Origin of the sequence: Herbaspirillum autotrophicum (genome assembly GCF_001189915.1) — a bacterium.
Classification (GTDB): domain Bacteria; phylum Pseudomonadota; class Gammaproteobacteria; order Burkholderiales; family Burkholderiaceae_D; genus Herbaspirillum; species Herbaspirillum autotrophicum.
In genome coordinates this window covers 143,759-157,310 of the sequence record NZ_LFLS01000010.1, presented here as the reverse complement: position 1 = coordinate 157,310, position 13,552 = coordinate 143,759, and the positions used below count along the sequence as shown (strand labels likewise).

The window sequence follows — 13,552 nt, the reverse complement described above, 5'->3', positions numbered from 1 at the left end:
CATCTTGACTGCATCAGCTCAATCACGACCGGGTGTGTGCCACGCGTCACAAAAACGAACTGTCGCTCGCCCTTGCTGAGATACGTGCCGGCGGCAATCAGGCCCGGAATTCCGGTGCCGGGCAGGCGCAGGCCGAAGCGGGAATCTCTGAAGCTGTTGCCTGCCATTGCCCCGCGAACGCGATGCAGTGGAATGCGGATGTCGCGCTGGAATGCGGCGATGGTCTCCCACAAGTTCATGCGCACGATCAATTCCTTATCGTTCAGTTCAAGTACCGGCATCGCTGTTCCTTTCTCCATTCAGGTTCCGGCAAGGATATTGCCGTGCCAGGTGGCAAGATGTATCAGACTGTAGCCTGACAATCGGCGCGAGGAGATTCTGTTTCATCAATATTAAGGCGATCTTCATGTCGCATTAATATCATCTTCATCAACACGGTCTTGATGCCGGCTTGTCAGTGCGGATCTGGCGTTACGTCAATTTCGGATGGCGCATCGCGCTGATTGCGACGATCGAACTGACCCGCCAGAAATGCGCCGATGATGGCACTGGCTGCACCACACAGGAAAATCGTTTCATAGCCGAAGGCACCGACTACCAGCCCGGCGAGCGGTCCGATCAGTCCCAGTCCGAGATCGAAGAATCCGGAGTAGGCAGCAAGCGCGGCGCCGCGATTCTGATGCGGCACATTCTTGATCGCCTCCACCCCGAGTGCCGGGAAGACCAGCGAAAAGCCGATACCGGTCAGGGCGGCACCGATGACCGCCATGGTCGGCGAGCTCGCGCTCCAGAGCAAGCCCTGACCGACCGCTTCGATCAGCAAGGAACCCGCCGCCACCCGGGCGCCGCCAAAACGTTTGACGGCATCGCCAAACAGCAGGCGCATGCCGATAAAGGTCAGGCTGTAGGCGGTCAATGCATACGCCGCATCCGACCAGCCGCGACTGGCGTAGAACAGGGTAATGAAGGCCGCGATCACGGCATAGCCGATGCTGCCCAGCGTCATGGCCAGCCCGGGTCGCCAGACGCGGCCTATCACTTGAATGAAGGGCAGGCGGGTACCCGCCATCGGTTTGGCGGGCGGCAATGCCAGCGCCACCAGGATCGCAATCAACGGCAACACGATCACGGTGTATGCCACCGAAATGAAACCCCAGCGCTGCAACAGTGCGGCCCCGGCCGGCGCGCCGACGGCAATCGCGGTGTACATGGAAATGCCTTGCCAGGAAATGGCGCGGCTGGCATGTGCCGGACCCAGCAAGCCGATGCCCCAGGTCATGCCGCCGGTCAGGATCAGGCTTTCGGCAAAACCGAGCACGGCGCGTCCGCTCAGCAGAATGATCAGCGCCAGCGTCGGCGACTGGTCGGCAAAGGCCGCCGACACCCGATACAACACACCGGCCGCCACGCAGCCACACAAACCTTTCAACACCGCATACTTGGCGCCGCGCGTATCCACCGTATGACCGGCAAACGAGCGCAGCAGCAAGGTCACCACCGATTGCAAGCCAACCGCAATACCCACCATCAGCGAACCAAAGCCCAGCGTCTGATTGACATAGACCGGAATCACCGGCAACGGCATACCGATGGTCATGAAGCCAAAGAAAATGATCGCCGCCAGCGACAGCAACGTGGTGAAGGCACTTATATTCGGTGCGGCAGGTGAATCATTCATGTGGACATCCGGAAACTGAAAAGTAAAGAGAGTGCTGCAGCGTAGTTAATCGCTTGGAGGCTGGTAATGGCGGGCAGGTTAGTTGACTGGTCGAAGCTGTGCGAGGTTGCCATCGTCCGACTTGCGGTGCCGGGAGGCATTTTATCAATGATCGGGGGAATTGGTTTTTGGTGGTGGTATAGGTGGCTGAAAGATGGAACCAATATTGTGGAAATTAAAGGTGGTTGTATCCCGGGAAGCAAGAATGAACTTGAAGTCGCTCGTATGTGCAATTTCAGCTACGGAAAAATTCAAGTGGTCAAAGATGTTCGGTTTGAGTTTTAAGTGACGTGACGGCCGCTCAATTATGATCAGCGTTGAATAACCGAAACTCGCTGTAGCGGGTGCCAATTGCCATCTCCAGAATTACCGTATTTTTAGTTTGGGCTCAATAAGATTGTTGACCGATATGTCTTCGCGCGTGGGAGTGCGCACTTGAGGCCGTTAAAAAGGGAATGGAAATAGAAAACGCCCGCTTGCGCGGGCGTTTTCTATTTCTGGCGGAGACGGTGAGATTCGCCTGCATGTTGCAGGCCGCTGCTGCGCTTGCAAGCGCAGCCCTTCGAATCGCACTCACAAGCCAAACTGTTGGCTTGTTCGTCTCCGTAGATGGCAATGTCCTGCGGACATTGAAAAAGTGAGCGGAAACAAAAACGCCCGCTTGCGCGGGCGTTTTCTTGTTTCTGGCGGAGACGGTGAGATTCGAACTCACGATACAGGTTTAAGCCCATATGCTTCCTTAGCAGGGAAGTGCCTTCGGCCACTCGGCCACGTCTCCACACTGCAGACATTACAGCGCTGTCTCAGTGAAGACCCGCATAATATCTTTTCAAGCGGGTTTGGTCAACACTACGGCGTTTGTTTCTTGCTTTTTGTTGACCCGGCGATCCGGTTGCTTATTTCCCACTGTCCAGATCAAAGGCTTTATGCAATGCACGCACTGCCAACTCCATGTACTTTTCATCGATCAGCACCGAAATCTTGATTTCGGAAGTCGAGATCATCTGGATATTGACGCCTTCTTCCGACAGCGTGCGGAACATTTGCGATGCGATGCCGACATGGCTGCGCATGCCGACGCCGACTACCGATACCTTCGATACCTTGGTGTCGCCGACGATGCTGGCGGCGCCGATATGGCTCTTGACGCTGTTGTTGAGCACTTCGATGGCCTTGGCGTATTCGGCGCGCGGCACGGTGAAGGTGAAATCGGTTTTGCCTTCGACCGACTGATTCTGGATGATCATGTCGACTTCAATGTTGGCATCGGCGATCGGGCCCAGGATCTGATAGGCGATGCCCGGACGGTCAGGCACGCCCAGCACGGTAATCTTGGCTTCGTCGCGGCTGAAGGCGATGCCGGTTATGGTGGCTTGTTCCATGTTGGTGTCTTCCTCAAACGAAATCAGTGTGCCGGATGTGGTTTCTTCTTCCAGCGGCATTAACGGGTCTGTCAATGACGACAGTACGCGTGTTGGCATCTTGTAGTTACCGGCAAATTCGACCGAACGGATTTGCAGAACCTTGGAACCGAGCGACGCCATTTCCAGCATCTCTTCGAAGGTCACGGTCTTGAGCCGGCGGGCTTCGCTGACCACGCGCGGGTCAGTGGTGTAGACGCCGTCGACGTCAGTGTAGATCAGGCATTCGGCAGCCTTGATCGCAGCCGCCACAGCGACGGCGGAAGTGTCGGAGCCGCCGCGGCCGAGCGTGGTGATGTTGCCATTGGCGTCCACACCCTGGAAGCCGGTGACGATCACGATCTTGCCGGCGTTGAGGTCCTTGCGGATCTTGGCATCGTCAATCGAGCGGATGCGCGCCTTGGTGAAGGCGGAGTCAGTCTTGATCGGTACTTGCCAGCCGGCATAGGAAACCGCTTCCTTGCCGATTGCCTGCAAAGCCATGGCCAGCAGTGCCACGGATACCTGTTCGCCGGTCGAGGCCAGCATATCCAGTTCGCGTTGATCGGGTTGCGCCATAATATCTTTGGCCAGCCCCAGCAAACGGTTGGTTTCACCAGACATTGCGGATGGAACAACAACGACCTGGTGGCCTGCGTCGTGCCATTTGGCAACGCGCTTGGCGACATTCTTGATGCGCTCGGTCGAGCCCATCGAAGTGCCGCCGTATTTATGAACGTATAAGGCCATAGGAATGGAAAGATTAGGTCTGCCGGAAGCCGATCAGAGCCGGTGGAAACAAACCCTCGACTTTACAGGCAGTGCCCCGAAATGACAAGCGCCACGGGCAGGTACGGCCGTAAAATCATTGATTCGGGAGTCGCTGGCGAAGTGTTTGCAGCGCGATGGTGCCGCAGAGATGAAGCAGGCGGCCGCGACGGGCCGTTGCTGTTACGCCATCTACACTTGGTGCTGCCATCCAGGCAGAACGACCAAGGCAGACGGTGGTTTGTTACGGTATTGCCATGTTGCTTGCTGCAGTGAAACCGGGATCAGGCACCAGTATAAAGATTGCGTGTGCCGGTTGGAGCGCTCTGGCTGGCCACTTGTTCGCGCGACAAGTGTTGTTTCACTTGGGGCTGGATCGGATATTCGTTACGTGCAGAGATCAGACCCTGGGCGCGTGCCTGTTGCAGTTCGGCAATGACGTCGGCATGGCTCTTGATAGAAACAAAGTTGCTTGCTGGTGGATAAGGCGCATCGGCCATGGCAGCGCCGGCAGCGGCAAACAGGATAACGGCGGCAGTAAGTTGCTTGGTGTTCATGATCAATCTCCCAAAATGAAACGTTGAAAAACAAAGGTTCGGTAACTGGTGCAAGGCTTGTGGCTGTGTGTCCGGTACCGATGAAGCAAATTTTATCTATTGCCTGAGTCGGAATAAATGGGTTTAATTGCAATTTACTGTTTCGTATTAAGAAATAATTAAGGGGTTGAAATGGATCGATTACTCTCCATGCGGGTATTTTCCAAGGTAGTGGAGCAGGGCAGCTTTGTGCGGGCGGCGGAGATGCTGTCACTGTCGAATGCGGTGGTGACGCGCTATATCGCGGATCTGGAAACGCATCTGGGCGCGCGTTTGCTGAACCGTTCGACGCGCCGCCTGTCGTTGACCGAGGTCGGGCAGGCATATCTTGAACGGGTACTGCATATCTTGCCCGAGATCGACGAAGCTGAAGCCATCGTGGCGCAAGAAACCAAACGCCCGGCCGGGACCCTGTCGCTGTATTCCTTTGTCGGTTTCGGCCAGAGTCAGTTGGGATCGATCTTGCCTGACTATTCCAAGGCATTTCCCGACGTCGTGCTCGATGTGACCGTCGCCGAACGCAATATGGATCTGGTTGAGGAAGGGGTGGATATCGGCTTCTTCAGCAGCCTGCAAAAATTCGATGCCAGCATGGCGGCGCGTCAGCTCGGGGTGGCGGAGGTGGTGTTGTGTGCATCGCCGGAATATCTCGCCCGCCACGGCACGCCGCAGACACCCGAGGATTTGAGCCGGCATGCTTGTCTCAATTTTTCGCATGAGCATTTGCGTCACTACTGGCATGTCAAAACAGAGGATGGGGTGCGCGACATTCCGATCACCAGCAAGGCGGTATCCAACAGCGCCATCCTGCTGCGCGATTTTGCGCTGGCCGGTATGGGCATCGTGCTGCGGCCGTCGTTTTCGCTGGATGATGATTTGCGCTGCGGCAAACTGATCCGGGTGCTGGCTGGTTATCAGATGGGACAGATTTCGGTCACCATGGTGTATCCAAGCCGGCGTCAGTTATCGGCCAAGGTGCGCAGCTTTGTGGATTTTGTGGTCGAGCGTTTTCCACATCCGGAGCGTGATGCGTGGTTGTGAGTGCCGGCTGAAAATAGCTGGAGGCCGGAACTCAGGCCTCGCCGGTCTCACCGGATAAGCTGGCCAGTCGTTGCTGCAGGTCGCATTCGGTTTGCCAGCGGCGGCGCTGCTCGGTACTGTCGGCTTCGCGTTGACGATCCTCATCGGAGCGATCTGCCAATGCCTGCAGCAGGCGATCTGCCAGGCGTGTGTCAGGTTCCATCGGACCGAAAAAACTGACGCAGGCGCCGTGCTGCATCAGCAGTGTCGGGAAATTATCGACATCGAGGTCGCCGACCAGCGCGGCCTGATCTTCGATATCGATCCAGACGAAGTAATGCTGCGGATATTTCTCGGCCCAGGCGGCAAAGCTGGCTGCATACTCGCGGCAGCTGCCGCACCAGTCGGCGCACAGGCAAGCCACTACCCAGCGCTGTTCGCGCAGGGCGTCAGCGAGCCGGTCATGGTTGTGGTCGTCGAGAATATCGTAGGGCATAGACGCGTATTCTACCGCGTCTGCACAAAAGCAAATTTGCTTCTGCATTTGCCGCATGTCACGGCTTGCCGTGGCCGTCTTGAAACACTGACGCAGCGCATCCGTGTTGCGCTGCGTCAGCGGGTTGATCTTCTGCAGAGAGATTGGCGTCGGGCGCGGTAAAATACGGCCATGTCTATTATTCTTGCCATTGAAACTTCCACCGAACTGGCGTCTGCCGCACTGCTGCATGGCGATCAGTTGACCACGCGCGCTTCGCTGGGCGTGCAAACCCATTCCGAAACCATACTGCCGATGGTGCAAGAGTTGCTGGCACAAGCCGGCATCTCGCTGTCGGCTTGTGATGCCATTGCCTTCGGCGTCGGCCCCGGCTCGTTTACCGGTGTCCGTACCGCCTGTGGTGTGGTGCAGGGACTGGCCTTCGGCGCCGGGTTGTCAGTGTTGCCGGTAGTGACGCTGGCGGCGATGGCGCAGGCTTGCCGTGAAATCAGTGGCGCCAGCGATGTGCTGGCAATTCTGGATGCCCGCATGGGTGAGGTTTATTGGGCGCAGTATCGTTACGATGCCGGCTGGAAAACCATCATCGAGCCACAACTCAGTGTGCCGGCCGCGGTGTTGCCCGAAGGGGCGGTACAAGCCTGCGGCAATGGCCTGAGTGCTTATCCGAAGGCGTTTGCCGCCGCCAGTTTGTTGCCGGGTCTGCCGCAAGTGATGCCGCATGCCGCGCAGATTGCGCGCCTGGGACAGGAGATGTTGTCGCAAGGGCTGGCCGTATCGCTCGATATGGCGCAACCATTGTATCTGCGCAATAAGGTGGCGCTGACGACGGAGGAGCGTGTGGTGCGCGATGCGGCCAAACATGCGGCGGCGGGGATGGCGTGAAGCAGATGCCCGGAGCCGACGAAGTGAGCGCTGGCATCGTATTGAGCGGCTTGCAAACGACGTTCGGGCCACTGTGGTTGGCGCCGATGACGGTTGAAGACGTGGATCAGGTGGTGAGTATCGAACAGCAGGTATATACGCATCCCTGGACGCGCGGCAATTTTCTCGATTCGCTCTACAGTGGCTACCAGGCCAGAACCTTGCGCGATGCGGCGCAACGGCTGCTGGGATATTTTCTGGTGATGCCGGCGGTGGATGAAGGACATTTGCTCAACATCAGCGTTGCTGCCGACATGCAGGGCAAGGGCTACGGACATTTGTTGCTGGAACAGACGGTGGCGGTGGCGCGTGAACAGCACATGAAGATGCTCTTGCTGGAAGTGCGGATCTCCAACCGGCGCGCGTTGCAGGTCTATCAGCGCTTTGGCTTTACTGAAATCGGACGCCGCAAGAATTACTATCCGGCCCATGAAAACACGCGTGAAGACGCCATTGTGATGAGTTTGTCGTTATGAGTCAGTCCAACACATTTTTACGATCAGCACTGGTGCTGGAAGAAATCGGCGTCGGTCCGATCTGGTTGCGTCGTGCGCTCGATAGCGCCGTCGCGCATGACGCGGCCGCGCTGGAAACACCGGTCGCGGCTGGGTCGCAGCAGGTTGCTGACGTTGCCGTCGCTTATGTTGCTTCGGCCGCTCCTGCTGCGCCGACACCAGGCACCGCCACCCGGGTTGCCGCCTCGGAGCGAGTGCCCGTTGCCGCCCCGGCCGCACCTGTGAGATCAACGCCGACGCAGACCATGCCGGCCGCGGCCGCGGTCAGAAGGCCGCCACCGTCCGCGGCTGATGATGGCCTGCCGGCCTGGTTGCATGAAATGGATGACGCGGTCGAGATGACCTCGGGCTTCATCCCGCACGACGATGACGATGATGCCGGGCCGGCCATCCGCATTGATCCTGCGATTGCCAGTATGGATTGGCCGGCGCTCAAGGAAAAAGTCGCGGGGTGTCGTCAATGCGGCTTGTGCGAAGGGCGCAAGAAAACCGTATTCGGGGTTGGTGATGAGCGTGCCAAATGGCTGTTTATCGGCGAAGGTCCCGGTCGCAATGAGGATATGCAAGGTGAGCCATTCGTGGGTCCGGCCGGCAAACTGCTCGACAACATGCTGCTGGCGATGGGGCTGAAACGTGGTGAAAACGCCTATATCGCCAATATCGTGAAATGCCGCCCGACCGATGAAAATGGTCGCGACCGGCCGCCGGCACCGGAAGAGGTGGCGGCGTGCATGCCTTATCTGCAGCGGCAGATTGCCCTGATTCAGCCGACAGTCCTGGTGGCCCTCGGTAAAACTGCAGCGTTGTCGCTGCTTGGACTGGATCCGTCGACGCCGGTGTCGAAATTGCGTGGCACGGTGCATCGTTATCAGGAGTTGCCGCTGGTGGTGACTTACCATCCGGCCTATCTGTTGCGGCAGTTGGGCGACAAGAGTAAAACCTGGGCCGATCTCTGCCTGGCCATGACGGCATACGCCGAACATGCGCGCTGAGTTGCCGCTGTCATTTCAGGCCGGCTTCCATCGTCGTTGGGGGCACTTGCATGATCCACACGTGCGGGCGCTGGCCTGGCTGCTGGATGCGCCGGGGCTGCTGGACGCTGAGGCGGCCTGCTGGGAGGGCCGCATAGCGGTGCTGGATCAGGTCAGTCCCGGGATTGCCGGCTGGCTGCAACAACTTGATGCGGCGCCGGCCGCCTTGCATGCGATGCTCGATACACAGCCATCGCATCGCCTCGGACGCTATGCCGAAAAGTTGATGACCTTTTATCTGCAACACAGCGGCCGGCTGATCGCGCATAACGTGCAGGTGCGCGACGGCCCGAATGCCACCATCGGCGAATTCGATTTTCTGGTGCGGGATGGTGCGGCGGCAGTGCACTGGGAATTCGCCACCAAATTCTATCTGTTGCAGACCAGTGCGCACGATGTCGGGACCGAAGCGTTTGTCGGTCCGAATCTGGCGGATTCACTGGGCGCCAAAATGCGCAAGATCATGCGGCAGCAATTGATGCTGGCGCAGCATCCGGCGGCACAGCAATATCTCAGTGTACCGGTGCACAAGGCGCAGGCGCTGGTCAAGGGCTGGCTGTTTTATCCGGAGGCGGAAGCAGTGTTGCCGGCGCGGCTGGGCATTGCGCCTGATCATTGTCGTGGTTTCTGGAGCAGCCTGAGCGGCTTTGACCTCGGTCGGGCCGCGCATTACGTGATCTTGCCGCGCCTGCGTTGGCTGGCGCCGACGCGCTGTGCGATTGACGATGCACTATCGGGAGTGCAACTGGCGGCGATACTGGCGCAGGATTTTTCGATCACGCCGGCACCGGTGCTGATTGCCTTGTGCGACCGCGATGGCGACGTGTTGCTGGAACGTGAACGGGGATTTATCGTGCCGGATGACTGGTCGGCGCAGGCCACACAAAAATTGCAGCACGCCATCGTAGCCGTCTAGCCGCTGTCAGTTGCCGGGACATTTGGTTCACCTGACGGTCAGTCTGCACCTGACCGCCTGACAGGCTCAATGTTTTTGCTCGCCGATCAGGGCCAGCGAGTCATGCTCGCGCTGGTTGGCGGCATGACGGCGCATGATCAGATACATGATGCTGGCGACGAAGACGCCGAAGATGATGATCACGATGTTGACGTTCATATTGATCTTGACCATCAGGGCATACAGCACCAGCATGCCCAGTACTGACAGATTCTCATTGAAATTCTGCACCGCAATCGAATGGCCTGCACTCATCAGCACGTGACCGCGATGTTGCAGCAAGGCATTCATCGGCACCACGAAGTAACCCGACAGCGCGCCGATGATGATCAGCAGCGGATAGGCCACCCACACCGAGGTGACGGTAGTCATTGCCATCACCACCAGCCCCATGGCGATCCCGAGCGGCATCACCGTCAGCGATTTCTTGAGCGGCACGAAACGGGCGGCGCCAATCGCGCCGAGCGCAACGCCGACGGCCACCACGCCTTGCAGGATGGCGGCTTTGTCGAGCGGCATGTGCAGCGATTTTTCAGCCCATTTGAGGACGATGAATTGCAAGGTCGCTCCCGCGCCCCAGAACAAAGTGGTAACGGCCAGCGAAATTTGTCCCAGCTTGTCTTTCCACAATGTGGTGAAACAACCGGCAAAATCGACGATCAGCTTGAGCGGATTGTGTTGCTGGTGGGCGTAGCGGGCGCCGGTGTCGGGGATGTTGAGATTGAAAACGGCAGCGATCAGATAGATCACGGTGATGACGCAGAGTGCGGCTTCGGTGGGCGTGTCGACGAAATCGAGCGCCGGAATGTCAACGGCGAGAAGGGCGCCGGCGATGCGCGGATTGACCAGTGCGCCGCCGAGTACGGTGCCGAGAATGATGGAGCCAACGGTCAATCCTTCGATCCAGCCATTGGCGGCAACCAGCTTTTCCGGCGGCAGCAATTCAGTCAGGATGCCATATTTGGCGGGAGAGTAGGCGGCGGCACCGAAGCCGACCACGGCATAGGCAATCAGCGGGTGCACCGTAAAGAACATCATGGCGCAGCCGACTACTTTGATGAGGTTGGTGATGAACATCACCTTGCCCTTGGGGAAGGCATCGGCGAAGGCGCCGACGAAAGCGGCCAGCACCACGTACGACAGCACAAAGAACAGTTTCAACATGGGAGTCATCCATGCCGGAGCATGCATGTCTGCCAACAGGGCGATGGCTGCGATCAGCAGCGCGTTATCGGCGAGCGACGAAAAGAACTGCGCCGCCATGATGGTGTAGAAACCGCGATTCATCCGTATCCAAGATGTGACAAATTATCCCCGGCTTGCTTTATACCATGAAAAGATGACATGCCAATGATAAGTTGGGACCACGGTAAGCCGCGATATCGCCCTTCAATCCTTGCGCTGTTGTCATGCATATTGGCAGATGTATTGCCAGATGCGGCAGCTTCGTGGAAACTGCTCGCTCCGGTAAAATGCCCTGACGGCTTTTTCTTGCCGGAAAATAATTTGAATCCGCTGACGATAAGATAACAAGCTCGCAACACCCTCGACTTCAGACCCGACTTCAGACATCCATCATGCCAAGACCAATTGTAGCGACCATCGATATTTTTGCTTTGCAACATAATCTGAGCGTAGCCAGGAAGCATGCGCCGCATGCCAAGACCTGGGCGGTCGTCAAGGCGCATGCCTACGGACACGGACTGGAACGGGCAGTGCGCGGGTTTGCCGCCGCCGATGGCCTGGCGCTGATCGAAGTCGATAATGCGGTGCGCTTGCGCGAATTGGGCTGGACCAAACCAATCCTGTTGCTGGAAGGTTTTTTTGATGCCAGCGATATTCCGGTACTGGTGACGCATCAGTTGCAGTTCGCGATTCATTGCAATGCGCAGATTGCCTTGCTGGAAGCGGCAGCGCTGCCAGATGCCCGCTTTCATGTGCATCTGAAAATGAACAGCGGCATGAACCGGCTCGGTTTCACGCCGGACCAGTATCGCGCGGCGTATGAACGCCTGCGCGCGATTCCGGCGGTGAGCAGCATCACCATGATGACCCACTTTGCCAATGCCGACGACGCCGCCAATCCGGACTTGCCGCTGGCCGAGCAGGTGCGGCGGTTCCGGCAGGCGACGGCCGGTCTGGAAGGTGAACACAGCGTCGCCAATTCGGCCACCGATCTGATGCATGGCGATCTGGCCTATGAATGGGTGCGGGCCGGCGTCATGTTGTACGGCGCTACCCCGGGTGGTGGCACGGCGCAGGATTTCGGCTTGCAGCCGGCGATGCAGCTCGACAGCGAAGTCATCGGCGTGCAGCATATCGTGGCTGGCGATGCGGTCGGTTACGGCAGCCGCTTTGTTGCCGACAAGCCGATGACGATAGGCGTGGTGGCATGCGGTTATGCCGACGGCTATCCGCGGCATGCGCCCAATGGCACGCCGGTGATCGTCGATGGTGTGCGTACCTGTACCGTCGGCCGGGTCTCGATGGATATGCTGACGGTCGACCTGACGGCCATTCCCGGGGCCGGTGTCGGCAGTCGCGTGACCTTGTGGGGCAAGGAGTTGTCCATTGATGAAGTGGCCTTTGCCGCCGGAACCATCGGCTATGAGTTGATGTGCGCGCTGGCGCCCCGGGTGCCGGTGCAAGAAAAGAAATAGAGCAATAACGCTCGCCATACCCGAGCCGCAAGCAATCACCGTCAGTATTCACCAAGCAAGGAACAGCGCCGCATGGCAAAAGCCAAAACCAATTACACCTGTACCGAGTGCGGTGGCATCAGTAACAAATGGGCCGGACAATGTCCGGCGTGCGGGCAGTGGAACACGCTGGTGGAAACCATCATTGAAACGCCGGGCGTCAATCGCCTGTCGTCGCAACCGCAGGCATTGGCGCAAACAGCGCCGGTATTGACGCTGGCTGATATCGAAGCGATTGACGTACCGCGCTTCGGTACCGGTATCGAAGAATTCGACCGGGTTCTCGGCGGCGGGCTGGTGCCGGGCGGAGTGGTGTTGATCGGCGGCGATCCGGGTATCGGCAAGTCGACGCTGTTGCTGCAAGCCTTGTCGAACATTTCCAAGCTCAAGAAAGTGCTGTACGTCAGCGGCGAAGAGTCGGGGTCGCAAATTGCGTTGCGCGCCAAACGTCTGGCGGTGGATGCTGGTGACCTGAAGCTGCAGGCAGAAATTCAATTGGAAAAAATCCTGGCGACGCTGGCTGAACACAAGCCGGATGTGGCGGTCATCGATTCGATTCAAACCATGTACTCCGATGCCTTGAGTTCGGCGCCGGGGTCGGTGGCGCAGGTACGCGAATGCGCGGCGCAACTGACGCGTGCCGCCAAGACCTCGGACACGACCATCATCATGGTCGGTCACGTGACCAAAGAAGGCGCGCTGGCCGGACCGCGCGTGCTGGAACACATTGTCGATACCGTGCTGTACTTCGAAGGCGATACCCATTCCAGCTTCCGTCTGGTGCGCGCATTCAAGAACCGCTTCGGCGCGGTCAATGAGCTGGGCGTGTTTGCGATGACCGAAAAGGGGCTGAAGGGCGTCTCCAATCCTTCCGCCTTGTTCTTGTCGCAGCATGACAGTCAGGTGCCGGGATCGTGCGTGATGGTGACGCAGGAAGGCACCCGGCCATTGCTGGTAGAGATTCAGGCGCTGGTCGACAGTTCGCATGTGCCGAATGCACGGCGGCTGTCGGTCGGGCTGGAGCAGAACCGGCTGGCCATGCTGCTGGCGGTGCTGCACCGGCATGCCGGCATTGCCGCGTTTGATCAGGATGTGTTCATCAATGCCGTGGGCGGCGTCAAGATCACCGAGCCGGCAGCCGATCTGGCGGTACTGCTGGCCATCAATTCGTCGATGCGTAACCGGCCGTTGCCGCGTGGCCTGGTGGTATTCGGTGAAGTCGGACTGGCCGGCGAGATTCGTCCGGCACCGCGCGGCCAGGAACGCTTGCGCGAAGCGGCCAAGCTGGGCTTTTCCATTGCCATGATCCCCAAGGCCAATGCGCCCAAACAGGAAATCGAAGGATTGAAAGTAGTGGCGGTGGAGCGGATTGACGAAGCACTGCAAAAAATCCGTGATATTGACGACTGAGTCGCCGCCCGTCGATCTGTTTAC

The 13,552-nt window shown here is 58.4% G+C and carries 14 protein-coding genes and 1 tRNA gene; 8 read left to right on the top strand and 7 right to left on the bottom strand.

Translation table 11 applies throughout. The features are described from left to right. Together AKL27_RS10470 and AKL27_RS10465 are read right to left on the bottom strand one after the other, a co-directional pair. Positions 1-299: hypothetical protein (locus AKL27_RS10470; RefSeq protein WP_157056878.1), on the bottom strand; the 299-nt coding region annotated here is incomplete at its 3' end. A 155-nt stretch (positions 300-454) separates the two neighbouring features. Then, positions 455-1,678 carry an MFS transporter gene (locus AKL27_RS10465; RefSeq protein WP_050462756.1) on the bottom strand — a complete coding sequence of 408 codons (1,224 nt, stop codon included), beginning with the start codon at positions 1,676-1,678 and terminating at the stop codon, positions 455-457. A 66-nt stretch (positions 1,679-1,744) separates the two neighbouring features. Here AKL27_RS10465 and AKL27_RS10460 point away from each other — a divergent pair, with 66 nt between their 5' ends. Further along, positions 1,745-2,002, top strand: a complete 258-nt coding sequence (locus tag AKL27_RS10460; RefSeq protein ID WP_050462755.1) for a hypothetical protein — start codon at positions 1,745-1,747, stop codon at positions 2,000-2,002. A gap of 399 nt (positions 2,003-2,401) precedes the next feature. Here AKL27_RS10460 and AKL27_RS10450 read toward each other — a convergent pair. The 3 genes from AKL27_RS10450 to AKL27_RS10440 form a co-directional block, all read right to left on the bottom strand. Then, a tRNA-Ser gene (locus AKL27_RS10450) sits at positions 2,402-2,495 on the bottom strand. 118 nt (positions 2,496-2,613) lie between these two features. Further along, positions 2,614-3,867 (bottom strand): aspartate kinase, encoded by a 1,254-nt coding sequence (locus AKL27_RS10445; protein WP_050462753.1) that lies wholly within the window; start codon positions 3,865-3,867, stop codon positions 2,614-2,616. A 302-nt stretch (positions 3,868-4,169) separates the two neighbouring features. Beyond that, on the bottom strand, positions 4,170-4,442 hold the full coding sequence (locus AKL27_RS10440) for a DUF4148 domain-containing protein (RefSeq protein WP_050462752.1): 273 nt from the start codon (positions 4,440-4,442) through the stop codon (positions 4,170-4,172). A gap of 171 nt (positions 4,443-4,613) precedes the next feature. Here AKL27_RS10440 and AKL27_RS10435 point away from each other — a divergent pair, with 171 nt between their 5' ends. Continuing rightward, positions 4,614-5,522, top strand: coding sequence for a LysR family transcriptional regulator (locus tag AKL27_RS10435; protein WP_050462751.1), 909 nt, complete (start codon positions 4,614-4,616; stop codon positions 5,520-5,522). A 31-nt stretch (positions 5,523-5,553) separates the two neighbouring features. Here AKL27_RS10435 and AKL27_RS10430 read toward each other — a convergent pair whose 3' ends face one another. After that, positions 5,554-5,997, bottom strand: a complete 444-nt coding sequence (locus tag AKL27_RS10430) for a thioredoxin family protein (RefSeq protein WP_050462750.1) — start codon at positions 5,995-5,997, stop codon at positions 5,554-5,556. Positions 5,998-6,168: 171 nt separating this feature from the next. Between AKL27_RS10430 and tsaB the strand changes: the two genes are divergently transcribed. Genes tsaB through AKL27_RS10410 form a run of 4 tightly spaced genes read left to right on the top strand, consistent with a single transcriptional unit; the run spans position 6,169 to position 9,380 of the window. Further along, a complete protein-coding gene (gene tsaB / locus AKL27_RS10425) occupies positions 6,169-6,879 on the top strand; it encodes a tRNA (adenosine(37)-N6)-threonylcarbamoyltransferase complex dimerization subunit type 1 TsaB (protein WP_050462749.1) in 711 nt (236 codons plus the stop codon). A 23-nt stretch (positions 6,880-6,902) separates the two neighbouring features. Further along, positions 6,903-7,394 (top strand): ribosomal protein S18-alanine N-acetyltransferase, encoded by a 492-nt coding sequence (rimI, locus tag AKL27_RS10420; protein WP_332308339.1) that lies wholly within the window; start codon positions 6,903-6,905, stop codon positions 7,392-7,394. Beyond that, entirely contained in the window at positions 7,391-8,425 is a 1,035-nt protein-coding gene (locus AKL27_RS10415) for a uracil-DNA glycosylase (RefSeq protein WP_050462747.1), read from the top strand. Before rimI ends, AKL27_RS10415 begins: the two co-directional genes overlap by 4 nt. Further along, the gene (locus AKL27_RS10410) at positions 8,415-9,380 is read left to right on the top strand and encodes a DUF1853 family protein (protein WP_050462746.1); all 966 of its coding nucleotides are present in this window, start codon (positions 8,415-8,417) and stop codon (positions 9,378-9,380) included. The genes AKL27_RS10415 and AKL27_RS10410 overlap by 11 nt, the downstream gene beginning before the upstream one ends. 66 nt (positions 9,381-9,446) lie before the next feature. Here the strand turns inward: AKL27_RS10410 and lplT are convergent, their stop codons facing one another. Continuing rightward, positions 9,447-10,706 carry a lysophospholipid transporter LplT gene (gene lplT, locus AKL27_RS10405; RefSeq protein ID WP_050462745.1) on the bottom strand — a complete coding sequence of 420 codons (1,260 nt, stop codon included), beginning with the start codon at positions 10,704-10,706 and terminating at the stop codon, positions 9,447-9,449. A 290-nt stretch (positions 10,707-10,996) separates the two neighbouring features. Here lplT and alr point away from each other — a divergent pair, with 290 nt between their 5' ends. Together alr and radA are read left to right on the top strand one after the other, a co-directional pair. Then, complete coding sequence (gene alr, locus AKL27_RS10400; RefSeq protein ID WP_050462744.1) at positions 10,997-12,079, top strand: alanine racemase; 1,083 nt, start codon at positions 10,997-10,999, stop codon at positions 12,077-12,079. A 72-nt stretch (positions 12,080-12,151) separates the two neighbouring features. After that, positions 12,152-13,528 carry a DNA repair protein RadA gene (gene radA, locus AKL27_RS10395; protein ID WP_050462743.1) on the top strand — a complete coding sequence of 459 codons (1,377 nt, stop codon included), beginning with the start codon at positions 12,152-12,154 and terminating at the stop codon, positions 13,526-13,528. Positions 13,529-13,552 lie beyond the last annotated feature (24 nt).